The 24,775-nt window shown below is 68.9% G+C and carries 22 protein-coding genes and 1 tRNA gene; 12 read left to right on the plus strand and 11 right to left on the minus strand.

Annotated features, from left to right (window positions below; genetic code table 11):
- Positions 1-192: 192 nt before the first annotated feature.
- Positions 193-1,173 (plus strand): siderophore-interacting protein, encoded by a 981-nt coding sequence (locus AAHA49_RS09045; protein WP_342038016.1) that lies wholly within the window; start codon positions 193-195, stop codon positions 1,171-1,173.
- Between the two features lie 43 nt (positions 1,174-1,216).
- On the opposite strand, the gene AAHA49_RS09050 is transcribed toward AAHA49_RS09045, so the two are convergent.
- The 3 genes from AAHA49_RS09050 to AAHA49_RS09060 all read right to left on the minus strand — a co-directional run bounded on the left by AAHA49_RS09050 (position 1,217) and on the right by AAHA49_RS09060 (position 5,350).
- On the minus strand, positions 1,217-3,403 hold the full coding sequence (locus tag AAHA49_RS09050) for an HNH endonuclease signature motif containing protein (RefSeq protein WP_342038017.1): 2,187 nt from the start codon (positions 3,401-3,403) through the stop codon (positions 1,217-1,219).
- Between the two features lie 346 nt (positions 3,404-3,749).
- A complete protein-coding gene (locus AAHA49_RS09055) occupies positions 3,750-4,451 on the minus strand; it encodes a response regulator transcription factor (protein ID WP_342038018.1) in 702 nt (233 codons plus the stop codon).
- Positions 4,448-5,350 (minus strand): sensor histidine kinase, encoded by a 903-nt coding sequence (locus AAHA49_RS09060; protein ID WP_342038019.1) that lies wholly within the window; start codon positions 5,348-5,350, stop codon positions 4,448-4,450. Before AAHA49_RS09060 ends, AAHA49_RS09055 begins: the two co-directional genes overlap by 4 nt.
- Positions 5,351-5,478: 128 nt before the next feature.
- On the opposite strand from AAHA49_RS09060, the gene AAHA49_RS09065 reads away from it, so the two are divergent.
- From AAHA49_RS09065 to AAHA49_RS09080, 4 genes are all read left to right on the plus strand, one after another.
- Positions 5,479-6,240, plus strand: coding sequence for a hypothetical protein (locus AAHA49_RS09065; RefSeq protein ID WP_342038020.1), 762 nt, complete (start codon positions 5,479-5,481; stop codon positions 6,238-6,240).
- A gap of 49 nt (positions 6,241-6,289) precedes the next feature.
- A complete protein-coding gene (locus tag AAHA49_RS09070) occupies positions 6,290-7,024 on the plus strand; it encodes an ABC transporter ATP-binding protein (RefSeq protein WP_342038021.1) in 735 nt (244 codons plus the stop codon).
- Complete coding sequence (locus AAHA49_RS09075) at positions 7,021-7,788, plus strand: hypothetical protein (protein WP_342038022.1); 768 nt, start codon at positions 7,021-7,023, stop codon at positions 7,786-7,788. Before AAHA49_RS09070 ends, AAHA49_RS09075 begins: the two co-directional genes overlap by 4 nt.
- A 167-nt stretch (positions 7,789-7,955) precedes the next feature.
- Positions 7,956-8,963, plus strand: coding sequence for a DUF2332 domain-containing protein (locus AAHA49_RS09080; protein WP_342038023.1), 1,008 nt, complete (start codon positions 7,956-7,958; stop codon positions 8,961-8,963).
- A 102-nt stretch (positions 8,964-9,065) separates the two neighbouring features.
- Here AAHA49_RS09080 and AAHA49_RS09085 read toward each other — a convergent pair whose 3' ends face one another.
- The gene (locus AAHA49_RS09085) at positions 9,066-9,485 is read right to left on the minus strand and encodes a VOC family protein (protein WP_342038024.1); all 420 of its coding nucleotides are present in this window, start codon (positions 9,483-9,485) and stop codon (positions 9,066-9,068) included.
- Positions 9,486-9,688: 203 nt separating this feature from the next.
- Positions 9,689-10,969, minus strand: coding sequence for a PucR family transcriptional regulator (locus AAHA49_RS09090; protein ID WP_342038025.1), 1,281 nt, complete (start codon positions 10,967-10,969; stop codon positions 9,689-9,691).
- Between the two features lie 186 nt (positions 10,970-11,155).
- Here AAHA49_RS09090 and AAHA49_RS09095 point away from each other — a divergent pair, with 186 nt between their 5' ends.
- The 3 genes from AAHA49_RS09095 to AAHA49_RS09105 all read left to right on the plus strand — a co-directional run bounded on the left by AAHA49_RS09095 (position 11,156) and on the right by AAHA49_RS09105 (position 16,138).
- The gene (locus AAHA49_RS09095; RefSeq protein WP_342038026.1) at positions 11,156-12,487 is read left to right on the plus strand and encodes an MFS transporter; all 1,332 of its coding nucleotides are present in this window, start codon (positions 11,156-11,158) and stop codon (positions 12,485-12,487) included.
- 57 nt (positions 12,488-12,544) lie between these two features.
- The gene (locus AAHA49_RS09100; protein ID WP_342038027.1) at positions 12,545-14,491 is read left to right on the plus strand and encodes a thiamine pyrophosphate-binding protein; all 1,947 of its coding nucleotides are present in this window, start codon (positions 12,545-12,547) and stop codon (positions 14,489-14,491) included.
- 192 nt (positions 14,492-14,683) lie between these two features.
- Complete coding sequence (locus tag AAHA49_RS09105; protein ID WP_342038028.1) at positions 14,684-16,138, plus strand: M20 family metallo-hydrolase; 1,455 nt, start codon at positions 14,684-14,686, stop codon at positions 16,136-16,138.
- Positions 16,139-16,176: 38 nt separating this feature from the next.
- Here the strand turns inward: AAHA49_RS09105 and AAHA49_RS09110 are convergent, their stop codons facing one another.
- The 5 genes from AAHA49_RS09110 to AAHA49_RS09130 all read right to left on the minus strand — a co-directional run bounded on the left by AAHA49_RS09110 (position 16,177) and on the right by AAHA49_RS09130 (position 20,781).
- Positions 16,177-16,587, minus strand: a complete 411-nt coding sequence (locus tag AAHA49_RS09110) for a type II toxin-antitoxin system VapC family toxin (protein ID WP_342038029.1) — start codon at positions 16,585-16,587, stop codon at positions 16,177-16,179.
- Positions 16,584-16,829 carry a type II toxin-antitoxin system Phd/YefM family antitoxin gene (locus AAHA49_RS09115; protein WP_339391472.1) on the minus strand — a complete coding sequence of 82 codons (246 nt, stop codon included), beginning with the start codon at positions 16,827-16,829 and terminating at the stop codon, positions 16,584-16,586. Before AAHA49_RS09115 ends, AAHA49_RS09110 begins: the two co-directional genes overlap by 4 nt.
- A gap of 214 nt (positions 16,830-17,043) precedes the next feature.
- On the minus strand, positions 17,044-18,999 hold the full coding sequence (gene selB, locus AAHA49_RS09120) for a selenocysteine-specific translation elongation factor (RefSeq protein WP_342038030.1): 1,956 nt from the start codon (positions 18,997-18,999) through the stop codon (positions 17,044-17,046).
- The gene (gene selA, locus AAHA49_RS09125; RefSeq protein ID WP_342038031.1) at positions 18,999-20,507 is read right to left on the minus strand and encodes an L-seryl-tRNA(Sec) selenium transferase; all 1,509 of its coding nucleotides are present in this window, start codon (positions 20,505-20,507) and stop codon (positions 18,999-19,001) included. Before selA ends, selB begins: the two co-directional genes overlap by 1 nt.
- A 178-nt stretch (positions 20,508-20,685) precedes the next feature.
- Positions 20,686-20,781 (minus strand) — tRNA-Sec (locus AAHA49_RS09130).
- 207 nt (positions 20,782-20,988) lie between these two features.
- Here AAHA49_RS09130 and AAHA49_RS09135 point away from each other — a divergent pair.
- The 3 genes from AAHA49_RS09135 to AAHA49_RS09145 all read left to right on the plus strand — a co-directional run bounded on the left by AAHA49_RS09135 (position 20,989) and on the right by AAHA49_RS09145 (position 23,852).
- Positions 20,989-21,927 carry an SMP-30/gluconolactonase/LRE family protein gene (locus AAHA49_RS09135; protein ID WP_342038032.1) on the plus strand — a complete coding sequence of 313 codons (939 nt, stop codon included), beginning with the start codon at positions 20,989-20,991 and terminating at the stop codon, positions 21,925-21,927.
- Positions 21,928-21,976: 49 nt separating this feature from the next.
- Complete coding sequence (locus tag AAHA49_RS09140; RefSeq protein WP_342038033.1) at positions 21,977-23,029, plus strand: glucose 1-dehydrogenase; 1,053 nt, start codon at positions 21,977-21,979, stop codon at positions 23,027-23,029.
- 100 nt (positions 23,030-23,129) lie between these two features.
- On the plus strand, positions 23,130-23,852 hold the full coding sequence (locus AAHA49_RS09145; RefSeq protein ID WP_342038034.1) for a YczE/YyaS/YitT family protein: 723 nt from the start codon (positions 23,130-23,132) through the stop codon (positions 23,850-23,852).
- Positions 23,853-23,891: 39 nt separating this feature from the next.
- Here the strand turns inward: AAHA49_RS09145 and AAHA49_RS09150 are convergent, their stop codons facing one another.
- Positions 23,892-24,266 (minus strand): cupin domain-containing protein, encoded by a 375-nt coding sequence (locus AAHA49_RS09150; protein WP_342038035.1) that lies wholly within the window; start codon positions 24,264-24,266, stop codon positions 23,892-23,894.
- A gap of 75 nt (positions 24,267-24,341) precedes the next feature.
- Between AAHA49_RS09150 and AAHA49_RS09155 the strand changes: the two genes are divergently transcribed.
- Positions 24,342-24,764, plus strand: coding sequence for a MarR family winged helix-turn-helix transcriptional regulator (locus AAHA49_RS09155; RefSeq protein ID WP_342038036.1), 423 nt, complete (start codon positions 24,342-24,344; stop codon positions 24,762-24,764).
- The last annotated feature ends 11 nt before the right edge of the window (positions 24,765-24,775 follow it).

Genomic DNA, 24,775 nt, shown 5'->3' on the forward strand with positions numbered 1-24,775 from the left:
TAACCAACAATGGGGTAGACTCGTCGTGGACTTCCCGCCATCGGCGATGAGGTGACCCGACGTTCCAGCGGCGGGCCCCTCGCCGAGGCTTCCGACCCAGCCGCGGTCGTGTCACGGGTCGTCGTCGCCGGGGAGCGGGAACGAGCCCTGTGCGTACCGACGACTCTGCGCGCCGAGGACCAAGGAGAACACATGTCACGCCCAGCCACCAGCGCCTTCGACGCCACCGTCATCGGGATCGAAGACCTCAGTCCCGCCTTCCGCCGTGTGACCTTCGGCGGCCCTGGTCTGGAGAGCTTCGGCATCAACGGCCACCCGCGCGATCTGCGCCTCAAACTCGTCATTCCTCCAGGTGACGCGACTGAGCCGAGGTTCGACCTGATCGGATTCCTCGCCCAACAGGCCGAAGCCGGTGTCTCCTGGTATCAGGCGTGGCTGCAGGTCGATGAGAGCGAGCGGGGCTGCATGCGCACGTACACCGTCCGCGAGTGGCGTGACGACGCCCGTGAGCTCGTCGTCGACATGGTCCTCCACACCGATGCGGACGGACATTCCGGGCCTGCCGCGAGCTGGGCGGAGACGGCGCAGATCGGCCACCGGCTCCACATCATCGGGCCCACCCGTGACCACGACGGGGTCTACGGCGGCATCGAGTTCGATCCCGGCGACGCCGACCAGATCCTCATCGCCGGGGACGAGACGGCGGTGCCGGCGATCGCTTCGATACTCGAGTCGCTGTCGGGCCGCGCTGTGCGCGGCAAGGCGGTCATCGAGGTGCCGACCGCGGCGGATGTCCTCGACCTCGCCCTACCCGAGGGGTTCGAGATCGAGTGGCTGCCGCGCGGCGACACGGGCTTCGGTGAGAAGCTCGAGCCCGCCGTCCGTGCGGCCGTCCGGGCTGAGAGCAGGGTCCTCGCCGAGGTGGGGGCGGGTACCGTCGAACTCGAGGATGTCGACATCGATTCCGAGATCCTCTGGGACGTTCCCACGCAGCTCACGCAGGCTGCGCAGAGCAGTTCGAGGGACAGTGCGGCTCGACCGTTCTACGCGTGGATCGCCGGGGAGGCCGGACCGGTCAAGCGGCTGCGGCGCTACCTCGTCCAGGAGGTCGGCGTCGACCGCAAGCAGGTCGCATTCATGGGCTACTGGCGTCAGGGCAAGGCCGAGGGCTGACACACGCTCGCAGCGCGGACGACAAACGTTCACTGCGTGCCCGTCACTGATTCGGTCCCGTTCGCCATTCGCCGAAGAGCGACGCGATGATCTCGGCGGTGATGTAGCGCGGATGGAGGATCGGCCGCCTCGCAGGGTCCACCGCCGCAGGGGGTATCCATGACGGTCGCCCGTCGGCGAGCATTCTCATCTCCCAGTCGGACCGGTCGAGCTGGTGGTGATGGTAGCTGCACACCAGAGCCAGATTGTTGATGTCGGTGCGCCCGCCCCGAGCCCACGGCACCACATGGTTGGCCTCGCACCATCCCGGTGGGGCGTCGCACCCCGGGAACGTGCAGCCCTTGTCTCTGGCGGTGATGATCGCGACCTGCTTCTTGTCGGCGAACCGCTTCTCGGTTGCCACCTGCACCGTTGTCGCCTTCTCGCTCATGAGGTGGAAGAACACGGCCCCGTTGAGGCCATTCGCTCTCAGTTCGTCGATCGGGATCGGGGTCTCGACTCCGGTCGTGCCTTCGCCGGTGCCGTTTGCGAGGTCGTCCGCCGTCGCCGTGACGACGAGCGCGTACGGGGAGCCTGTCCCCGCCTGTTCCATGCTGATGCGGGAGACGAGAGTGGCGAATCGTTCGTAGATCAGCGCCCTGGCCGTTGGTCGTTCATCGGTGAGGTCGACCGAGGTGCCGTCTTCACGCACCCCGACGCCGACCGGGGAGTCGGCGGGGCCTTCCGCGCCGCCGTTGCCAATGCCGACTGCGCGGTCGACTCCACCGCTTGCGGCGCTGGCCGCACCGTCATCGACGATCGGCAGCGGGGCGTCGTAGCGGTCCCCGCGAAGCACAGCGTCGACGACGTCGAACAGTGACTCCTGACCGTCGTGCTCCGTCGCACCCGGTGAGTCCGATCCGATCGAACCCGTACTTTGTCCCGCATCGGCAGATCCTGCCGTCGACGGTGGCGAAACAGCCTGATCAGCGGATTGGATGCGGGAAGTGAGCAATCCGTTCAACGCCGCCCCTGAGACCGGGTCGAGCAGTCCGCCCAGCACCCAGTCGCCGTTGGCCTTGGGGCGGATCGTCACGGAGTAGTCGGCCCGCGGAGTCTCCTCGCGGGGTCGCTTCCCATCAGGGTCGAGGTAGCCGAGCATGTGGTCGAAGATGCCGCGCAGGTCCCGGACCCGCACCTGTGGTGCGTAGTCGACCAGCTGCTTCTCCACCTCGGCGCGCTTCTCCGGACTCACCCAGTCGGGCAGGTCGCTCATGCAGTCATCGATGGCCTTCGCCTGTCCCGCCGACAGCGACCCGTTGTGCAGGCCGTCGGCGACCTCGGGGCACAGAGGGGCGAGTCGCTGCCCGGATTCGCTGACCCTCCCGCCGAGGTTCTTCGCCAGTTCGGTCCGCCTGTTGGCTTCGGTCGGGGTGAGGTTGAGTCGGTGCTGGATGAGAGCCTTCGTGCTCTTGGCACCGCTGTCCGTCGGAGTGCCCACGCGTTCGTAGACGGAGAGGGCCAGCGTCGAGAGGGCTTCCGTGATCCGGGAGAGCGCTTCGACTCCGTCGACGAGCAGCAGTGCCTCGTCGGGACCCATCGGCTTCTCGAAGGATCGCAGTCCGTTGCTGAAGTCCATCAGGGTGGTGATGCTACCGGTGATCTCGGGAGCGAAAGCTGAGAGGTCCGCCCAGCCTGCGTCGGTGAGAAGCGGGTGCCGGCTCACCCACGCCGGGGCGGCGTCATCGCCGGCTGCGTCCCGTCCCTCGGATCCCTCGCAACTCTCGGGCCCGGTTCCGTGAAACTCGGCTCCTTGGCGCTCAGATCCTTCGAACTCGGGATCGCGGAGCTCAGAGCTGGGAGAATGCGGCGCCTGGTCGACGGCGAACGGCGGTGTGCTGATGTCCGGATCGTCGATGGAGTCGAAGTAGTCGGAGGCCGGTTCGTCAGCCGGCGGCGGCTCAGACATGTCGACGGCGTCCCTGGCGCCGAATTCATCAGCGAGGGGGTGACCGGAGAGATCGAATCCGGCAGCCGCGAGCTGATCACGCAGAGAGATGACCTCGGCGAGGCGTTCGTCGTCTGCGGACTCTCCGTCATCGCGCCCGGAGCCGACACTTGCTGTCCCGTCTCCCGCGGAGCGGAAGTCGTTCCGGGAGCGATCCGCACCGGACGCATTCGTCCGCGCAGCCGAAGCGCGTCCTGCGCGTTCCTCCGGCTTCTCGGAGTTGCGGTCCGGGGTGAGAGTCATAGCCTCCAGGTCCAATCATCAACGTCGGTGTTGATCCTCCCATTATACACCTGATTCGGATATGTCAACCTTTTGTTTGGTTTTTGTTCGACTGTGGATGTGTGATTCGATGATCTTCGATTCACAGAGCATCCACCCTTGTTGCAAAACGGGCGCAGAGACCTGCATCCACCTCTCTGAACTGCGAAGACGTTGCGGGTTGACGCTCCCGAATCGCGGCTGCGCCCACTCATTCGCCCACGTCACCCGCTCGACTCCTCGTGTGGCGGATACCGACAACCTGCATGCGCTGTCTTCCGCGCATCCCAGTCCGAATGGGCTGAGGAGGGCGGGTGCGCGCGAGGTGTCAGGGACGGGGGTTAACGGTGGCGAGTCCGCATTCGTAGGCGGTTATGACGAGTTGGGCTCGATCACGGGCATGAAGCTTGGCCAGCAGGTTGCTGATGTGCGTCTTGACGGTGTTGGCGGAGACGCACAGTTCGGTGGTGATCTCATCGTTGGACAGGCCGGTCGCAACGAGTGTCAGCACTTCCGTCTCACGTGGCGTCAGCAGGTCGAGCGCAGGGCTGCCTGCGGACTTCAGCGCCGGGTTGGAGTCGGATACGTAGTGGTCGATGAGCCTGGTGAGGATCGAGGGCGCGAACAATGCCTCGCCGTTGTGGACGCGGCGAACGGCGTCGAGCAGCGTGCCGGGGTGTGCGTCCTTCAGGAGGAAGCCACTCGCCCCGGCGCGGAGTGCCCCGAAGACGTACTCATCGAGTTCGTACATGCTCAGCACGAGCACCCGAACATCGCGCAGTGCGGGGTCTGCGGTGATGGCTCTCGTCGCGTGGATGCCGTCTGATCCGGGCATTCGGATATCCATCAGGATGATGTCCGGCGTGAGACTCCGTGCCGCTTTCACTGTCTCGTCGCCGTTGCTCGCCTCCCCGACGACGTGAAGGTCAGGCTGGCTGTCGATCACGATGCGCAGACTCTGGCGCATCAGCGGTTGGTCGTCGGCCAGCAGTACACCGATCGGCGGTGCTCCGACCGGATGCTCACTCATGCGCCCGCTCCGACCGGTCCCGCTCCGATCGGGACGGAGGCGTGCAGACGGAACCCTTGCCGAGTCGGGGAGGTGGCGAGCGTGCCGCCGTGAGCCCTGACACGTTCGCGGAGGCCGGTGAGCCCGTGTCCGGCACCCGCTTCCGCCCGCCAGCCGGGGTGCTTCCCGTCGTCGTCGACGGTCACATCAACGGCGTCGTCGATGCGGGTGATCGAGAGCCGCACGGTGGTGGGGCCAGCGTGCCGGACCACGTTGGTGAGTGCTTCTCTGACGATGGCGCAGACTGCAAGCTGCACACTCGGCGCGATCCCGCCGTAGTCGTCGTGCTCGTCGCCCAAGTTCTCTGTCGTCTGCTGGATGACGAGGCCGCCCCGCTCGGCGTATCGGATGATGCCGGGGATTGCCGCGAACGTTTCCGCGGGATTCAGTGGGGCGGGGCCGTCGCCCGGCGCGCGAAGCAGAGTCAGCATTCGGCGCAGTTCCGTCGTGGTCGAGCGCCCGATGCGCTCGATGTCGAGCATTGCGCGCTGACGTTCGGCGTCGGCATCGGGGCCGTCGAGGTAGCCCGTGGCCGCCGCGCGCACGGTGATGATCCCCAGGCCGTGCGAAATGAGGTCGTGCAGGTCGCGAGCTATCCGCAGGCGTTCCTGCCCGACGGCCTGCTCGGCCGCCCAGGAGGCGAGGCGTTCCTCGAAGTCGCGGCGTTGCCTGCGGGCACGCTGGACAGCCCACACCAAGGCCGCGACCACCAGAGTGAGGCCGGAGATGATCGTCGCCAGCAGAATTCCGGTACGACTCGAATCGAGGATCAACGCAGCGCTGAGAGGCAGCGGAGTGAGGCAGACGACCGCGATCCAAGCGCGCGAGCGCTCCCAGGTCGGCCGCTCGCTCATCTCCATACCCTCAAGACTACGAAGCGGGACCGGGAATCGCCTCACACCCAGGGGTGAGAAAACCGGGCAGGATCGCGTGAAGACCACCGCTGACGGTGATCCGGAGGCGTTTCACTTGCGGTGGGATTGAGAGCATGTCCACGGTCACGTTCTCCGCCCCTTCCAGAGCGCTGGGTGTCTTCGCCGCTGAGATGCGAAAGGCGCGCTCGTTCCCCCCGATCGGGCGCACGCTCCTGTTCGGCGCCCTTGCCCTGTTCATCGCGGCGGTGTTCATCATGAGTCAGGCTGGTCAGTTCCTCGCGCAAGGGCGCGGCGACGAACTCGGCGGCCTGACGACGGCCGATGTCATGCTCATCCTGTTGCACTACGGGCAGATCATCCCGATCCTGCTCGGTGCTTGGGTGATCGGCCAAGATATCCCGATCGGGCCGCGCCGGACCGCATTCCTCGTCACCGCCGGGCGCGACACGCTCTTCGCGATCAAGATCGCGACCACCGCGATCATTGCATTGATCGGTGCGGCCGTCTGCGTCGCAGCGAGTCTCGTGCCGCTGGCCGTCGCGGGCGGAGATCCGACCGCCACGATCGTGCTTGCCCCCTACTGGTGGCTGATCGGCTACTGGGCAGTGATCGCGGTTGTATCCGCATCGCTGGTTGCGGCCACGCGCAGCATCACCTTTGCAGTCACACCTATCCTCGTCTGGACGATCGGCCTCTCCGATCTGCTGGCCGCGCAGACTCCCGCCCTGTCAGGGGCGCTCGATCAGGCGTTCAAGTCCGCCTACCTCCAAGCCGGTGCTATGCCTTCAGCGACAGTCCTGATCGCGGCGGCAGCGCAGGTGATCGCCGCACTCGTGATCGGCGCCGTCCTGTACCAGCGGCGCGACGTCCGATAGCCGCGCGCACGATTCAGCGTCTGCTCATTCTCATCGAAAGGATCCACTCATGATCGAAGTCACGAACGTGACCAAGACCCACGGCCCGATCACCTCGGCAGACCAGGTGAGCTTCACCGCCGAAGCGGGAGTCGTCACCGGGCTGCTCGGACCGAACGGGGCAGGCAAGTCATCCGTCATGCGCATCATCTGCGACCTCGACCGCGCCGACGCAGGCCGAGCGACCGTCTGCGGACGCCGTTACCGCGAGCATCCCATCCCGATGCTGATCGCCGGGGCGCAGTTCGAAGGCTCCGGCGCGCACCCCTCCCGTCGCGCGATCGACCATCTGCGCTGGATCGCCCGCACGAACCGGCTCTCGGATACCCGTGTCACCGAGGTGCTGGACCTGGTCGATCTCCAGCCGCGCGACTGGAAGCGCCGAGTCAGGGAGTATTCCCTCGGGATGCAGCAGAGGCTGGGGATCGCCTCGGCTCTGCTGGGTGACCCGCAGGTCGTGATCTTCGACGAACCTGCCAATGGACTCGACCCCATCGGCATCCAATGGCTGCGGGGGCTGCTCACCGGGCTCGCCCGCGACGGGAAGACCGTGCTGCTCAGCTCGCATCTGATGGGCGAGACCGAGATGATCGCCGACAGAGTGGTGCTGATGGATCGCAGCCGGGTGATCGGCGAGGGCGAGGTGAGCGCCCTCGTGAAAGCGCACGGAAATCTCGAAAAGGCGTTCTTCGAGCGTCTCGAACTCTCCCGACAGCAGGGCTCGAACACGGGAGACGCGCGATGAGATTCGCCGACGTGCTCCGTGGCGAAGCCGCCAAGGCTTGGACGCTCCGCTCGCTGCGATGGACGATTCTGGTCACAGTCGTGGCCTCCCTTGCGTTCTGCCTCGTCGATGCGGGGCCGGTAACCGGACTCAGCACGCCGGAGACCGCCGGCGTCTATGCGATGGCCAACTTCTCATTCTTCGCCGCCATCGCGGGTGTGCTCATCGCGTCCTCCGAATACGGAGGGGGCCAGCTCACCACCACTGCGCTGGCGGTGCCGCGTCGCGGGAGGACTCTTGCCGCGAAACTGCTCCTGTCCGCGATCATCGCCACCGCGCAGGGTCTGATCCTGGCCGTCTTCATCGCGACGATCCAGCAGTTCCCACTCGGCGAGCAGTCGGTCTATGCCACCGGCACCGCCGGCGCGCTCCTGGGAAGCCTCGTCCTTGCCGTCTGCTCATGGACTGCAATCGGCATCCTCAGCACCAGCATCGCGGTCATCATCCGCTCCCAAACGATTGCGCCCGCCAGCATGATCGTCCTCACGTTCGGAGGCACCCCGCTGATGATGGCGCTCCCGATCTTCCAATATCTCCCCACGAATGCGGGCGTGCTCATGTACATCGACCGCGCGAACCAGACCTCCGACTGGCTCAACCCACCCGACATCACCGTGCCGGCAGCCGGTGTCACCCTCACAGCGTGGTGCATCGCGGCGGTTGTCGCTGCGACGGGCGTCCTGCGCCGACGCGACATCGGAGCACGACAGGCTTCGACCGAATAGAGCCCTGCGCGGCGCAGATCGCTGGCCGGTCCCGCTGATGGGCGGAGGCTGCAAGCACGGGGTGGATGCCTGGTGGGTAGGCTGGTCGAAGCCGATACGTCGACACCACAGCTGACACCCCAGTGGACCCTTGCACCCCCACCGATGGACAGGTGACCATGGAACCGATGACCGAGCTCGAATCCGAGACGCTGCGCCGGTACTACCGGCACTTCGCCGAGGTCGAAGCGGCCGACACCTCGCCCCTGTACGCCGAATGGGCGGCAGGAGTGGCCGACGATGACGAGATCGTCGACCTCCTCCTCTCACTTCCCCGGCCCAAACGGCAGGCCAACCTTCTCTTCGCCGCTGCCCGACACCTCGGCGCCGGGGAACCCGATTTCCCACGACTGCGCGCGTGGCTCCTCACGCACTGGGAGGCGGTGCGATCCCTCATGCTCGACCGGTCGACGCAGACGAACGAAGCCGGTCGGTGCGCCGTCCTGCTGCCGGTCCTGTCGCAGGTGAGCGGGCCGATCGCGCTCATCGAGGTGGGCGCCTCGGCGGGACTGTGCCTCTATCCGGACCGCTACAGCTACGAGTATCGGACCTCCGAGGGCGTCGTCCGCCTCGATCCGGACGACGGACCGAGCACGGTCGTCCTCGAGTGCGAGCTCAGCGGCGCGCAGCCCCCGACCAGCCTGCCCGACATCGTCTGGCGGGCCGGCATCGACCTCAACCCGCTCGATGTCACCGACCCCGAGGAGCGCGCATGGCTGCGGTCCCTCATCTGGCCCGAACATGAGCTGCGCAGGGCCCGCCTCGACGCCGCTGCCGCAATCGCCGCCGCCGACCCGCCGCGACTCGTCGCCGGTGACCTCACCGAGGCGGTCGACTCCCTCATCGCCGAGGTGCCCGCCGGCGCCCAGGTCGTTCTCTTCCACAGCGCGGTCCTCGCCTACGTCGACGCCCCGGGGCGCGAACAGTTCACCTCGCTCATGCGCTCACGCGACGACGTCATGTGGGTGAGCAACGAGGGCGAGCGCGTGCTGCCGGATGTCGGCGAACAGCTGCGCGGCTTCGGCATCGAGAGCGCCGGCGGACGGTTCGTGCTCGCCGTCGACGGCGTCGCGACCGCGCTCACCGGGCCGCACGGCCAGTGCTATCAGGGCCTGACCCGGCGAACACCCGTCTGAGGGACAGGTCCCTCACCCCGCCGAACAGCGATCCCGCCAAGCCTCCACGTCACGCCGGGCCGCGCATTACCGCGACGCCCAGCGCCACCGCGAACCCCCGCATCACGCCGGGCCGGCCCCCTGGGCTGTGTCGATCATCCACGGCACCCCGAACTGGTCGACGCACGCCCCGAACCCCGCCGACCAGAACGTCGGCGCGAACGGCATCTGCACCTCACCGCCCTCGGCCAGGATGTCGAAGACCCGCTTCGCCGCGTCCGGATCGGGAGCGGTGAAGTTGAGCGCGACCCCGGACATCGCATCGCCGGTGCCCGTGGGGTCGTCGGCTCCCATGATGAGCGAATCGCCGAGGTTGAGCACCGCATGCATGACCGAATCCTCGGGTGCGCCCGGCATCCGTGCCTCGGGTGGGGCGTCCTTGCTCAGCATGATCGACAGTTCGCCGCCGAAGATGTCACGGTACCGTTCGAACGCCGCAGCGCACCGGCCGCCGCTGAAGAAGACGTGGGGACTGATCGCCATTGCTTCTCTCCTCAGGGAGTGGACGGGTGTTCCCGTTCGACCGGCCCCGTCGCCGATCGCAGTGACTCAAGTATGCCCCGAGCCGCCCACCAGCAACAGAGCCCACAGGCTTCACTGTGAGTATGGGGGTGGCTGGTCTGGGACCAGCCACCCCCATACTCACAGTGAAGTTAGGGTAGGCGTCGGGAGCGGACGGGCCCCGGTTACGCCCATGCGACGACGAGGCGGGCCGCCTCGGCGGGGATCGTCGGATCGACCCCGGTCACCTCGGCGAAACGGCGCAGACGGTTGGCCACGGTGTTCCGGTGGCAGTAGAGCTCGGCGGCCGTGAGCCCGATGCTCCCGGACCGCAGATACGCCCGCACGGCTTCGACGAGGCGTTCCCGCTCGGCCGTCCCGCACCGCTCGAGCGCCTCATCGACGTCGGAGACGACCGATTTGCCCGTCGCGTTGAGCGCCCGCGCCGCCAAGCGCGCCCACCCTCGGCCCCAGGTCATCGCCTGCGTCTCACCGGTGTCGAAGACCTGCGCGAGGTCGCGGGCCGTGAGCGCCGACCTCCGCAGCGCCCCGATCCCGGCGGCGACGACCAGACCCACCCGCGCCTCGGCGAGCCGTGTCTCGATCCCACTCGACCGTGCCCCGGACAGCCCCGCGAACCGCAAGTCCTCCGACTCCGCGGTCTTCGCGCCCGCCGACCCCTCGGACCGTGGACCGGCCGAGGCCCGGGTGAAGGCGATGAGGACGTCGCCGAGGTGGTGGGTGAACATCGTCCCACCCGCCCGCTCGTGCGCGGAGACGATGACCCGCAGGGCCGGGGTGTCCTCGGCCCCGGCGGCAGCGACGATGAGCGGGTCGTTGACGGCGATGCCCAGCGCCGAGGCGATCGTCGCCAACCGCTCCTCCGTCGGGTTGACGTCCTGGAACAGTCCCGCGATGACGCCCTGGCGGACCGAGGACTCCTCGGCGCGCATCCGTGCCTGCTCCGCGGTGTAGGCCTGCTGGACCTGGAGGACGTACTCGTCGACCGTGCTGAGCACATCGCCGGTGTGCCGGATGACGAGTTCGGCGTCGTCCTCGGTCGCGACCCGGGTGAGCGCCTCCCAGAGCACCGTGAAGTCGTGGCGGATCGCCGTCATGAGCGCTTCGAGGGGAATCCCGGCCCGCGCGCGGGACACCCCCACCTCGGTCGACACGGGCACCGCCCCGTCGAATCCGCCCGCGCGGAGGCCGTCGATGAGGGTGCTGAAGGACCGGCGGCCCGTTCGCCGCAACTCGGAGACCGGGATCGGCGCCGGGTCGTAGCCGGAGACGGTGACGACCCGGGACATGAATGACTCGGTGAGGGCGTCGAGGTCGAGGGCGTCGAGGAGTTCGAACCATCGTGCCTCGTCACCGGGCAGCGGCCGGTCGTGGAGGCGACGCGGATGGTGCCGCCGATGGTTGACCCTCCGCTCACTTCCTCCCGGGTGCTTCTCACTGCCCATCACCTCAGTGTATGTGCAGATGCACAATGCTGACCCGGATAACTGCGGCATTTCCCCGTGGAAACCGAGCGATCTCACTCGGTAATGTCGTGAGTCACACGGTCATCGCACCCGGACCCACGTGCCGCTGCGCAGGAGCGAGGACCACAGGACCGACCCCGGCCCCGCTATCGACGGAGATCAAGCATGAGCAGCAATCCCAGCACCTCGGCGATCGAATACGACGCCACCCAGGAACTCAGCGTAAAGGACGCGAACAAGGTCGCCGTCGGCGCACTCATCGGCACCGCCCTCGAATGGTACGACTTCTTCCTCTTCAGCGCCGCGGCCGCGCTGATCTTCAACGTCCAGTACTTCACCTCGGAGAATGCCACCGCCGCCGCACTCGCCTCGTTCGCGACCTTCGGCGTGGGCCTGGCCGCACGTCCCATCGGCGGCATCATCTTCGGCCGAATGGGCGACAGGATCGGGCGCCGTCGGGTGCTCATGATCACGATCGTCGGCATCGGCGTGGTCACCGGCCTCATCGGCATTCTGCCGACCTATGCGGCGATCGGCTTCGCCGCCCCCGTCCTCCTCGTCCTGCTGCGCATCGCGCAGGGTCTCTTCGTCGGCGGCGAATGGTCGGGGGCGATGACCCTCGTCGTCGAGAACGCCCCGCTGCACCTGCGCGCCCGCTACGCCGCGATCCCGCAGATCGGTTCGCCCATCGGCACGATCCTGTCCTCGGGCGGGTTCTTCGTCATGACGCTGCTGCTCTCGCAGGAGAGCTTCAACTCGTGGGGCTGGCGGATCCCGTTCCTCATCGCCATCCCGCTCCTCCTCGTCGCCGTCTACATCCGCAGCCGCCTCGAGGAGTCCCCGGTCTTCCGCCAGCTCGAGGAGTCCGGCGAGGTCGAGAAGAGCCCGATCTCGACAACGCTGAAGAACAGCTGGAAGCAGATCATCGTCGGCATGGCCGCGGCCCTCCTCGGCGTCGGCGGCTTCTACCTCGTCACCGCGTTCTGCGTGTACTACGGGGTCAACATCCTCGGCTACGACGATTCGCTCCTCCTGCTCGGCAGCATGGTCGCCGCCGCGGTCGAAATCTTCATCCTCATCTGGGGCGGGATGCTCGGTGCGAAGTACGGCGCGAGCAAGGTCATCCTCTGGGGAGGCATCGCCTCGGCGGTCATCGCGGTCCCCGCGTTCCTCATGTTCTCCTCCGGTCAGCCGGTGCTCATCGTCATCGCGATGACCATCGCCGTCGGCGCCCTGTCCCTGCCGTACGCGGCCTCGGGCACCGTGCTCACCGGGCTCTTCCCCGCGACCACCCGGTACACGGGGGTGGGCATGGCGCAGAACGCCGCGGGCATGCTCTCGGGATTCATCCCGCTGCTCGCAACCGGGTTCGTCGCCTCGGCGAACGACCACTGGTGGCCGGCGGCGGCAATGCTCGTCTTCCTCTCCCTGTTCACGGCGTTCGCCGGAGCGATCGCGCCGCGGCTGAGCGTCGACCTCCCCGGCTTCAAGCACTGACCGACCGCCATCACCCGACGGTCGCTGAATCCCCACCCCACGAAAGGACCCCCGCCCATGTCGATGTCCGCTGGTCATGCGATCGTCAGGACCCTCGAGAACGCCGGCGTCGACCGCGTCTACGCGGTCCCAGGCGAAAGCTACCTCGACGTCCTCGACGGACTCTACGACTCCTCGATCGAGACGATCGTGTGCCGGCAGGAGGGCGGCGCCGGCTTCATGGCACTCGCCGAGGGACGGCTGACGGGGACTCCCGGCATCGTCATGGTCACCCGCGGACCGGGGGCGGCGAACGCGATGATCGCGATCCACACCGCGTGGCAGGATGCGACCGCGCTCGTCCTTTTCGTCGGGCTCGTCCCCACCGCCGATCGTGCGCGCGAATCCTTCCAGGAGTTCAGCCTGCCCGAATGGTTCTCCTCGACCGCGAAGCGCGTCATCGTCATCGACGACGAGGATCGTGCGGGAGAGCTCACCGCCGAGGCGCTGCGCATCGCGGCCTCGGGCCGTCCCGGCCCCGTCGTCGTCGGTCTCCCCGAGGATGTCCTCGTCCGCCTCACCGAGGTGGTGCCCCCGACCCCTGCCCCGATCGCCGAACCGGAGCCCTCTGAGACCGATTTTGAGTCTCTGACCTCGCGGTTCGCTGCTGCCGAGCGTCCCGCCCTCGTCGTCGGCGGGGACGGCTGGCACGGTGGGGAGGGTCGCGCGCTGCTCGCGGCGGCCGCCTCGGCGGGGATCCCCGTGTTCGCCGATTGGCGCGCCTACGACGCCGTGCCCCACACAGGTCCCGCGTGGGCGGGCTGGCTCGGGTACGGTCGGGCGGATGCGGTGGCGCACGGGTTCGCCGAGGCGGATCTCCTCGTCTTCGTCGGCGCCTCCCGCTCCGATGTCCTCAGCGACGGATATTCGAAGGGCTTCGACGCCGAGACCGTGCTCGTCTCCCTCGACCCCGAGGCCACCCAGCACGCCGGGCGCATCGACCAGCAGATACTCGCCTCCCCGCGGATCTTCGCGCGCGCGTTCGCCGCCCTCGAGGCCTCTGACCTGCGCGGATCGCGCTCGGACGCGTGGATGACGGGACGCGCGGACGCGCAGTCCCGGTTCGCCGCGCACCGCGCCGATGCCTCGGTGAGTCCCCTCGCCGAGGCGGGGGTCGGCTCCCGTGCCGAGTCCGGAGCCGAGGCCGGTGTGGACTCCTCGGCCGCCGAGGCGACTGCCGGCGGTACTCGACCCGGCGTCGATCTCGGGGTGGCGTTCGGGATCCTCGACGACCGCCTCGGCGGGGAGGCTATCCTCACGTACGGGGCCGGCAATGCGACGATCTGGGGCCACCGGTTCGTCGGGCACGAGACTCCGGCGAGTCTCGTCGGGGCGCGCAACGGGGCGATGGGTCTCGCGGTGCCCGCCGCGGTTGCCGCGTCGCTGGCCTTCCCGGAGCGTCGGGCGGTCGCGATCTGCGGTGACGGGGACTTCCTCATGAACGGGCAGGAACTCGCGACGGCGTTTGCGCACGGCGCGAAGCCCCTGGTGATCGTCGTCGACAACGGCGTGTACGGGACGATCGTCCAGCATCAGATCAACCACTATCCCGGGCGGCCGTCGGGGACGCGGATGGTCAATCCGGACTTCGCGACGTGGATGTCGTCGTTCTCCGGGCCGCGGCCCAGTGCGGCTCCGGGCGACGGCGTCAGACGCGAAACGAGCACCGCCCTCGGCGGCGGTGAGCCAGTCGGCGGCGGTGGTGAGTCGGTCGTCGGCGGTGGCGGGCCAGTCGTCGGCGGTGGCGGGCCTGTCGTCGTCGGCGGTGGCGGGCCTGTCGTCGTCGGCGGTGGCGGGCCAGTCGTCGGCGGCGGTGGGACCGTCGTCGGCCACGGCGAACGCGTCGAGCGGACGGAGGACTTCGCTGCCGCCCTCGACCGCGCACTCGCCGCCGACGGTCCCGCACTCATCCACGTCCTCATCGACCCCGAGACCATGCCGCCGGCACCTGACGAGACCGGCTGATCCCGGCGCTGCGCGGCTGATTCGATGGCATCCAGCCACTGCGGGGCGACCCCCAGCAGACACTTCCTGACCCGGCTCCACCCCACCCGCTGAGTTTCACCTCCGACCCGCCTCCGACACCGCAACCGCGGCGCACGACACCCCCACCGATTCCCCATCACCCTGACTCGCGCAGACCCGAAAGGACCCACGATGACCGAGACTCCCGCTCCCCGGACCGGCGACCCCACGCAGCGAGCAGACACCCCCACCCCGGCAAACGGCTCCGCAGCCCCCACCTCGGCGAATGACGGCGGAAGCGCCGCCTCGGCGATCGACGATGTCTCCTCCCAGTCCACCAGCGACGCCTCCGCGCTGACCGACGCCTACGCCTCCTCCCGACCCGAACACGACGCCGGCTCTCAGTCCGAACGAGAGGCCGACTTCCTCGCCGACTGGGCCGTCCACTCCCGCTTCGGCGCGGTCGAGGGGACGAACGGGGTCGACCGGCAGGCGGCGAGCACCGCCGACGGGCAGCAGCGGAAATGGTTCGCCCGGCTCCTCGCGGACCACGGCTTCACCGTGCACCGGGATGCGATCGGCAATCAGTTCGGCCTCCTCGAACTCGTCCCCGGGGCACCGTACGTCCTCACCGGCTCGCACATGGACTCGCAGCCGACGGCGGGGCGCTTCGACGGCGCGTACGGGGTGATGGCGAGCGCGCACGCGTGCTTCGCGATCGCCGATGAGCTGCGCGCCGACCCCGCGCAGGCGAGATTCAACCTCGCCGTCGTCAACTGGTTCAACGAGGAGGGTTCGCGGTTCAAGCCCTCGATGATGGGCAGCAACGTCTTCACCGGCAAGGCCGACCTCGAGGCAGCACTCGCGACGACCGACCCGCACGGGGTCACCGTCGCCGAGGCGCTCGACACCATCGGTGAGCGCGGCGACTTCACGGCCCCGGAGATCGCCTCGTATGCCGAGATCCACGTCCAGCAGGGGCGGAGCATGGAAGAGGAAGGCGTGACCATCGGCTTGGTCAATGCGACGTGGGCCGCGCACAAGTTCGAGTTCCGCGTCCACGGCGCGCAGGCGCACAGCGGGTCGACGCTCATGGCCGACCGTCGCGATGCGCTGCTCGGGGCGGCGCGGCTCGTTGTCGCGGCCCGTGAGCTCGTCGACGAGTTCGAGCCCGGAGCGCTGCACACCGCGTGCGGTGAGCTCAACGTCTACCCGAATTCGCCGGTCGTCGTCGCGAGCGAGGTCGAGCTCCTCCTCGATCTCCGCTCCCCCAGCGCCGAGGTGATCGCCGCCGCCCATGCCTCCCTCATGGCCGCGGTCGCCGAGGTCTCCGAGGAGGTCGGGGTCGACATCGAGATCACCGCCGAGCACAGCTGGGATCAGAACCCCTACTCCGAGGACGGCGTCGAGCTGGCCCGCGCGGTCGCCGATGACCTCGGGCTCACCTCGGCGACGGTGATGACGGTGGCCGGCCACGACTCGACGAACATGAAGGACACGGTGCCCACGGTCATGCTCTTCGTGCCCAGCGTGGGCGGGGTCTCGCACAGCCTCGAGGAGTTCACGAAGGACGAGGACCTCCTCTCAGGCCTCCATCACCTCACCGAGGTGGTCCGGCGGTTGGCGGGCGGGGCGCTCGCAGGGTGAGAGGCGCGGGGTGCTCAGTCCTTGCGAGGGTCAGTCGGTCAGCCGTCCCACGGGTTGAGCAACGTCGCACCGGTGCGCTCGAAGTCAGCGGTGTTCCTCGTGACGAGCGTGAGCGAATGCTCGAGCGCCGTGGCCGCGATGAGACTGTCCATGTCGGGCATCGGGTCGGGGACGTGAAGCTGCGACGCCCTCATTGCGACCGCCTCATCTATCGAGAGCACTCGTCCGACGAAGGCCTCCCGCACCTGGTGATCGAACCAGTGGCGCAGCACAGCACCGGCTTGCGGGTCTTTGCGCTCCTTCAGTCGGACCCCGACATCGATCTCGAGCAGGGTGATCGCGCTGATCGCGAGATCGCGGATCCGCTGTGTGCTCAGCCAACCCGTCACCGGTGAGGGTCCCTTCCGGCGCGCATCGCTGATGATGTTCGTGTCGAGGAGGTACTTCACAGCGTCGGAACCCGCAAAGACGAACCTGAGCGCGCCGGCAGGTCAAGGTCGACGTCGTCGCCTTCGATGACGAGTCGTTCCCCCATGAGCTCATCTGCCGCGACCAGCTCGTCATAGTCATCGGCCGTGAGCAGCACGTGCGAACGTCGCCCGTGGTCGGTGATGATCACCGGCCCATCCTTCGCTGCGCGCTTCGCGGCCGAGACGTCGCGGTTGAATTCCCGACTCGACATCGTCGTCATCGCAGCCTCCACGTCTTGTACCTACTGTCACTACATTCTAGCGTCGGCGGTCCGATGCCGAAAGGTCGGTCACCGCGAGGTTCTCATCCGCCTGGTATGGATGCAAACACCGCATGCGGATGAGAACCGCGCGGTTGATGTCCCAGAGCCGCGCACTTGTCCGTTGCGTGGGGACATCGTGTTCGCGGTCGGCGACTTCCGTGCTCGGGGCGGCCTACCGCACGACTTCACGGTGCGAGCCGTCGACGCGCCTCGTCCACCCACGCGAGTCGAGGTGCTCGAGCAGAGGGATGACGACGCGCCGCGTCGTCCCCAGCGCCTGCCTGGCCTGGCTCGTCGTGAACGGCTGGTCGAGGCCGGCGATCAGCCGCATCGCCTGCGCAGGTGTCCGCGGTGAGACGACGACACCGTCGCCGAGGCGCAGCACCCGTCCCGCCTTCTCGGCGACCGCGAGCTCCCGCGCCCCCAGGCGCAGCGCCCGGAGATCATCGGCCTCAGGCGCGTCGAACGGGTTTGCCTGCAAACGCCGTTCGAGCTCGGCGACGCCCGCCTCCGCGGGACCGAGATCGGCCGTGTGACCGGGCGGGCGGACGACACCGTCAGTGGTCTCGAGACCGGCACGGCGGATCACCTCGGCGACGAGTACTCCGATGCCGGTTCCGCTGCTCGGAGAGCCGGAATCCCGAGCCACCCCACCCGCGGCCGGCCGCGCAGCGCCGGCACCGGCCGACTGGCCACTCGATCGCACAGAGTCACTCGATCGCGCGGAACTGCCCGATCCTGAACTGCCATGACCGCGCCCACCCGGCAGCGGCGGATCCGTCCGCCGCAGAGCCTCGACCACGGCTTTGATCGGCACACCTGCGGCCATCGGCTGCGCGGCGAGCTGCTTCGCCACGACGTCCTTCGCCGCGCTCACCCACGCCGCAAGGGCCGGCTCATGCACGAACCACCCGCCCAGCCCGAAGACGCCCGACGGCAGGTCACCCGACACCGCCATACCGAACCGGTCGAGAACCGCGCGCTCGACGGCCCCACGCCTGGCCACCTCGGCGAGGACATCCCCGGTCACCGGACGCGCAGCCAACGACTGAGCCCGCCGGGCACCATCGCCGCGGCGACGCAGGTCCGGCGGATCGAGGTCGAGGACGACGACCCCGGCGAAGACGTTGCGGCTGCCGGGATTGCGCAGCACGATCCGGTCGCCGATCTGCAGCGGCAGCGGGCGCTCGAGGGTCAGCCGCGCGTGCTCGGCGTCGAAGGGCCGCAGGCGCACGGGCACGGCGGCCGTGCCGATGTGGAGCATGAGCTCATGGACGCCGTCGTCGAGCCCCTCCCCCATCGTCCGGCGGACGTCGATCGTGTCGACGAGCGGCCACACATCCGGGGTGATGAGCGCGTCACCTCGGTGGATGTCATCGGCGGAGACCTCGCGGAGATTGACGGCCACACGCGCGGTCGGGGTGACCTCCTCGGCGGAGGACTCCCGGCTCTGCATCCCGCGGATCCCCGTGACGACGTCGACGGTCTCGCCGACGATGCCCACCCGGTCGCCGGCGCGCAGGGTTCCCGCGGTGAGCGTGCCGGTGACGACGGTGCCCGCGCCGGTGATCGAGAATGCGCGGTCGATCCACAGCCGCACGCGCGCGTCGGCGTCCGGGGCAGGAGCTGCGGCGGTGACGGCGTCGAGGGCTGCGACGAGCTCATCCATCCCCTCACCGGTGGTCGCGGAGACCGGGACGATCGGCGCCTCGGCGAGCGGTGTGCCCTGCAACTCGGCTCTCACCTGGGCTTCCGTCTCAGCGACTGTGTCGGGGGCGAGGTCGGCGCGGGTGATGACGACGAGTCCGCGGTCGATCCCGAGGGCCGTGATCGCGTCCCGGTGATCGCTCGACTGCGCCTGCCACCCCTTGTCCGCGGCGATGACGAAGCACACGATCGGCGCCGGCCCGACCCCGGCGAGCATGTTGGCAAGGAACCGCTCGTGCCCGGGAACGTCGACGAACGCGAGCTCCCGCCCCGACGGCAGGGTCGTCCACGCGAACCCGAGATCGATCGTCAGCCCGCGCTTCCGCTCCTCCTCCCACCGATCCGGTTCCATCCCGGTCAGGGCTCTGACCAGGGTCGATTTCCCGTGATCGACGTGTCCGGCCGTTGCGACGACGTACATCAGGCACCTTCGCCGAGGTTGTCGTCCGGCCCTGCGGACACGTCGGTGCGTCCGGCATCGGTGCGTGCGAGGTTGGGTTGACCGGCGTCGGGTTGACCGGCGTCGGGTTGCCGATCGCCGCCGCCGAGGCGGTCGGCGGCGGCCCGGATCGCCTCGGCGACGGCCGTGTCGGACGACTCCGGCACGCAGCGGAGATCGATGAGGCACACGCCTTGGTGGACGCGGCCGACGACCGCCGGATCGCCGAGGCGCAGGGGCGCGGCGAACTCTGCGGGCAGTTCGAGCGCCCAGCCCGGCAGCGGCACGCCCGGGGCACCCCCACCGCCGACGCGACCGTCATGGGTCACGACCGTCCCGCCGACCGCCTTGGCGAGGGCATCGGTGCGTTCCCGCAGGTGAGCAGGGTCGATGTGGAGGGCGTCGTGGACAGGGTTCGAGGCGCCGGTGATCGTCGCCTCGAGGGCGGCGAGCGTGAGCTTGTCGGTGCGCATCGCCCGAGCGAGCGGGTGCCGCGCGATCCGCTGCACGGCCTCGGTCCGGCCGAGGATGAGCCCGGCCTGCGGTCCCCCGAGGAGTTTGTCGCCGGAGACGATGACGACATCGGCCCCGGACCGCAGGGCCGTGTCGATGTCGGGTTCGTACGGGAGGGCGGGATCCGGGGTGAGGAGCCCGCTGCCGAGGTCGGCGATGAGCGGAAGCTCGTGTTCGTCGGCGAGCGCACGGAGTTCGGCGAGATCGACCGAGGCGGTGAAGCCCTCGACGCGGAAGTTGCTCGTGTGGACCTTGACCAGGCTCGCAGTCGCCGGACCGATCGCCGCGGCATAGTCGTCGAGGTGGGTGCGGTTCGTCGTGCCGACCTCGCGGAGGACAGCGCCGGTGGTGACCATGAGATCGGGCAGTCGGAAGCCCGCGCCGATCTCGACGAGTTCGCCGCGGCTGATGACCATCTCGGTGGGAGTCACAGAGGACGAACCACCGGAGCCGCCGGCACGTGCCGTGACGCCGCCGGGTGCACCCGGCGACCCACCGTCCCCGCTCCCCCGCAGTGCCGTGACGGCGAGCAGCAGCGCGGCAGCGCCGTTGTTGACGACAAGCGCATCCTCGGCGGCGGGGCAGGCCCGCAGGAGCGCCTCCTTCGCGCCGATGCCGCGCTTGCTCCGCTTCCCGGACTCGAGGTCCATCTCGACGTCGACGTACCCGGCTGCCTCGACGACCGCGTCGATCGCCGCAGGTGAGAGCGGTGCGCGACCGAGGTTCGTGTGGACGATGATGCCCGTGGCGTTGAGCACCGGGGTCAGGGAGGAGGCCTGCCGGTCGGTCACGGCCGCGATGACGGTGGAGGTCACCTCGGCGACGGGGATCTCCCCTCTGCGTGCGCGGGACTGGGCGTCGGCGATGAGGGCACGGATCGTCGCCTCGCCGAGGCGGTCGCGGGCGGCGGCGACCTCGGGAAGGGCGAGGAGATGGTCGGTGCGCGGAATGGACCGGCGCGGATCGGTGTCGACCATGGCTGCCTCCTCCTGTGTGTCCCGGGACGTCTGTGCCGACGGACGTATGTGCCGGCGGACCCCTGTGCCCGCGGTCGTCTGTGCCGGCGAGCGAGTGCGCCGACACGGACGCCCATGCCGGCAAGTACCCATGCCGACAAACATCCGTGCCGGCAGGCATCCATGTCGGCCGAGCATGTGGCGGAGGCGGACGGGAATCGAACCCGCCAGACCGAGATGCTCGGTCTCACCGGTTTTGAAGACCGGGGGGCCCACCAGGACGCCAGACGCCTCCGGATCGAACTCTACCGCGTGGGGCGGACTCGATCGTTCACCGCCCGCGCCGAGGCAGGGCGCACTGCCGACTCGAACGACCCTCGTTCTGAGCCGAGTTCAGCACAAGCAGCGTTGACTGAGGTGAGCGGCGGCAATAGCGTGGTCACCACGGTCGTGACCGCCCGGCGCGACCGCACCTTGGCTCCCGCTACCCGAGGCAGGCCCGATGCGCGCAGAACTCTTCGTCCCTCCGCTCGCCTTCCACGCCGAAGGTCCCGTGTGGTGGCCCGACGACGGCTCACCCGTCGCGCATACGCTGCGCTATGTCGACATGCTCGCCGGCCGGATCCTCACCGTCGGCCCCGAAGGGTTCACCGCCGGATTGGGCGACACCTCCGCCGAGGCGGCCCCCACCCCGGTCACGCCCGCCATGGTCGCGGCCCTCGACGTCCCCGGGCCGGTCGCCGCGTGCCTGCGCCCACGCCGAGGAGGCGGCATCGCCGTCCTCACCGAGCACGGGCTGAGCGTCTCCGACGACCCGGCAGGCGGTGAATGGACTCCCCTCGTCGAACTGCTCACCGATCCCGACATCCGCCTCAACGAGGGCGGCTGCGACCCGGCTGGTCGGTTCCTCGCCGGCACGATGCGCTACGACCAGCGCGCGGGCGGAGCGACGCTCTTCCAGATCAGCGGCGACGGCGCCGTGTCGACCGTGTTCGACGACGTCACGATCTCCAACGGCATCGCCTGGTCGAGATCGGGCGACCGCGCCTACTACAACGACACCCCGACACGCAGCACCTGGGTCTTCGACTGGAGTGAGGACGCTGGGCTGTCGCAACCGCGCCGGCTCTTCACCCTCGACCCCGATGACCCGGCCGGCGGCCCGGACGGCCTGTGCCTCGATGCCGAGGACAACGTGTGGACGGCGATCTACGGCGGCTCCCGCGTCGAATGCCGTGACGCAGCCGGAACCCTCCTCGAGGTCGTCGACCTGCCCGTCACCAATGTCACGGCGTGCACCTTCGGGGGCCCTGACCTGCGCACCCTCTTCATCACGACGAGTCAGGAAGGTCTCACCCCCGGTGCCCAACCCGAGGCCGGAGCTGTCTTCGCAGCCGACCCCGGAGTCACGGGAGTGCCGGTGACCCCATTCGCCGGTTAGGACCCGCCACGCTCAGCACCCCCACGCCATCCCCACCGAAAGGACCATGATGAGAGCACTGACCATCGAACCGGGCACGAAGGACTCTCTCGCCGTCACCGAGGTGCCGGTCCCCGAACCTGCCGACGACGAACTCCTCGTCACCGGCCTCGCCATCGGGGTGTGCGGCACCGACCGCGAACTCAACGGCGGACTCTACGGCTGGGCCCCTCCCGGTGAGGACCTGCTCGTCATCGGCCACGAATCCCTCGGACGGGTCGAGGCGGCCCCGGAAGGATCGGGCTTCGCCGTCGGCGACCTCATCGCCGGGGTCGTCCGCCGTCCCGATCCGGTGCCGTGTCCGGCGTGCGCGCACGGCGAGTTCGACATGTGCCGCAACGGCGAATACACCGAACGCGGCATCAAGGAGCTCAACGGCTTCGGCTCCGAACAGTGGGTCGTCAAGCAGGACTTCGCGATCAGACTCGATCCCGCGCTGGGACGCACCGGCGTCCTCATGGAACCGACCTCGGTCGTCGCGAAGGCCTGGGACGAGGTGTTCACGGTCGGCGGCCGCGCCTTCTTCGACCCGACATCCGTCGTCATCGTCGGCGGCGGGACGATCGGCCTGCTCGCCGCCCTCCTCGGTGGGCAGCGCGGACTCGAGGTCCACGTCGTCAACTCCTCGCAGAAGCCGAACAAGGAGAAGCTCGTCACCGACCTCGGCGGGCATTTCCACGTCGGCGATCTGCCGCAGATCCTCGCCGAGGTGCGCCCCGACATCGTCATCGACACCACCGGAGATTCGGGGACGCTGGCCGACATCCTCGAATCCGTCATCCCCTATCAGGTCGTCTGTCTGCTCGGCATGCACGATCCGCAGGATCCCACCGGCCTCGACCTCGCGACGATCGGCAAGCAGATCGTCCTCGACAACGTCGCGATCGTCGGCTCCGTCAACGCGAACGTCCGCCACTGGCAGCAGGCCGCCGAGGCGCTTGCGGCCGCCGACGGACAGTGGCTGTCCTCGCTCATCACCCGCACCGTGCCGCTGACCAGGGCGCTCGAGGCCTTCGACCACGAGCGCGGAGACATCAAGGTCGTCATCGACCTCCAGGCCTGAGCGTCGGGCGCTCGGCACAGGCCCGGGCGCCCTGCATCCCCCGCAGCCAACCCGTTACCCACCCCAGCCGACCCCTCAACCGCACCTGTGGAGCACCACCATGAACACCTCGGCGACATCCCCGTCCAAGAAGGACTGGTCGCTGCGCTGCCGCGCCATCCGGGCCCTCTACGCGCTCGTCGGCGTCATCCTCATCGGACTCGGGGCGGCGATCCTCGAGACCGGCGGCGTCGGCGTCGACCCCTACACCGCGCTCAACATCGGCATCAGCGAGAAGATCGGGTGGAGCCTGGGTGCGTATCAGCTGCTGAGCAACGCGATCCTCTTCATCCCCGTGCTCATCTTCGCCCGCAGCTACATCGGCGTCGGCACGCTCATCAACATGACGCTCACCGGGTTCTTCATCCAAGTGTTCGCGGCCCTGCTCGCACCGCTGGCCGTCGCCCCCGGCAACCATGCGATGGCCGCCCTGTTCTTCGCAATCGGCATCCTCGTCTTCGCGTTCGGGGCCAGCGGGTACATCTCCGCGGGCGTCGGCACCGCCCCCTACGATGCGATCGCGCCGATCATCGTCGACCGCACCGGCTGGAAGTACCAGCGGGTGCGCGTCCCCCAGGACCTCATCGTCCTCGTCGGCGCCCTCCTCGTCTCCGGACCGGTGGGCGTGGGCACGATCATGACCGCGTTCTTCGTCGGCCCGCTCATCGCGTTCTTCTCCGCCCACATCAACGAACCCCTCGTCGACCGGCTGACGAAGGGCCTCGGGGCGACCACCGCCCACCCCGAGGCCGGAGCTCCCGGTGACCCGACGAAGCTGCTGTGAGCCGCCGAGGCGGGGGCCGATCCCCGCCGGGTCCGGGTCTCACTGCGCCCACGGTGGGGTCATCGCCTCCCCGGTCTCGAGGGTCGCCGTCATCCCGAGGGGCGTGACGACCCATGCCTGGGCGGGCTCGTCGGTCTCGTTGCTCACCCGGAAGCGCTCGCCCGCCGGAACGATCACCGCTTCGCCCGCGACGACGGTGAAGGAGTCCTCGGCGAGCTCGATGTCGAGGGTGCCGGTGAGCACGTGGAGGACCTCCTCCTCGCTCATCGTGTGGGCGAGGCCGGGGGTGCGGGGTGCGAAGTCGGCGCGCCACGCACCGAGGCTCTCGGCTCCCGTGGCGCTGCCGGCGAAGGACGTGAACGTCACGCCGTGGGTCGTGAAGGTGCGGGCGGTCCGTGCGGTGAGATGGGGCATGAATCCTCCTTGATAGTCAATGACATTGACCATATATCGTCAACGGCATTGACCACAAGGCCTAGGATGGAGTCCATGGATCCGGCCGACGACCTCTCCCTCCCCTTCCTCCTCTCCGCCGCCTTCGACTCCCTCGTTGACGCGGTGCATGCGCGTCTCGCCGCGGAGGGGTTCCCCGGCATCCGCGCCGTCCACGGGTTCGCGATGCAGGCGATCAGCGCGGGGTGCACGAGCGCCGAACTCGGTCAGCGCCTCGGCGTCTCGAAGCAGGCGGCCACACAGACGGCGAAGGCCCTCACCGCTCTCGGACTCGTCGAGCGCACCGCGGATCCCACGGACCGACGGGCGATCGTCCTCGTGCCCACGGATCGCGGGATCGAGATGCTCGAGCGGTCGGCCCGCGCCTTCCGCGAGGAGATCGCGCGGTGGCGCGCCCGCGTCGGAGAGCAGTCCATCGACTCGCTGCTGCGCACGCTCACGGCGGTCACGGACGGGTGAGTTCCCTGGGC

This window comes from Brevibacterium ammoniilyticum (genome assembly GCF_038429965.1).
Lineage (GTDB): Bacteria > Actinomycetota > Actinomycetes > Actinomycetales > Brevibacteriaceae > Brevibacterium > Brevibacterium ammoniilyticum.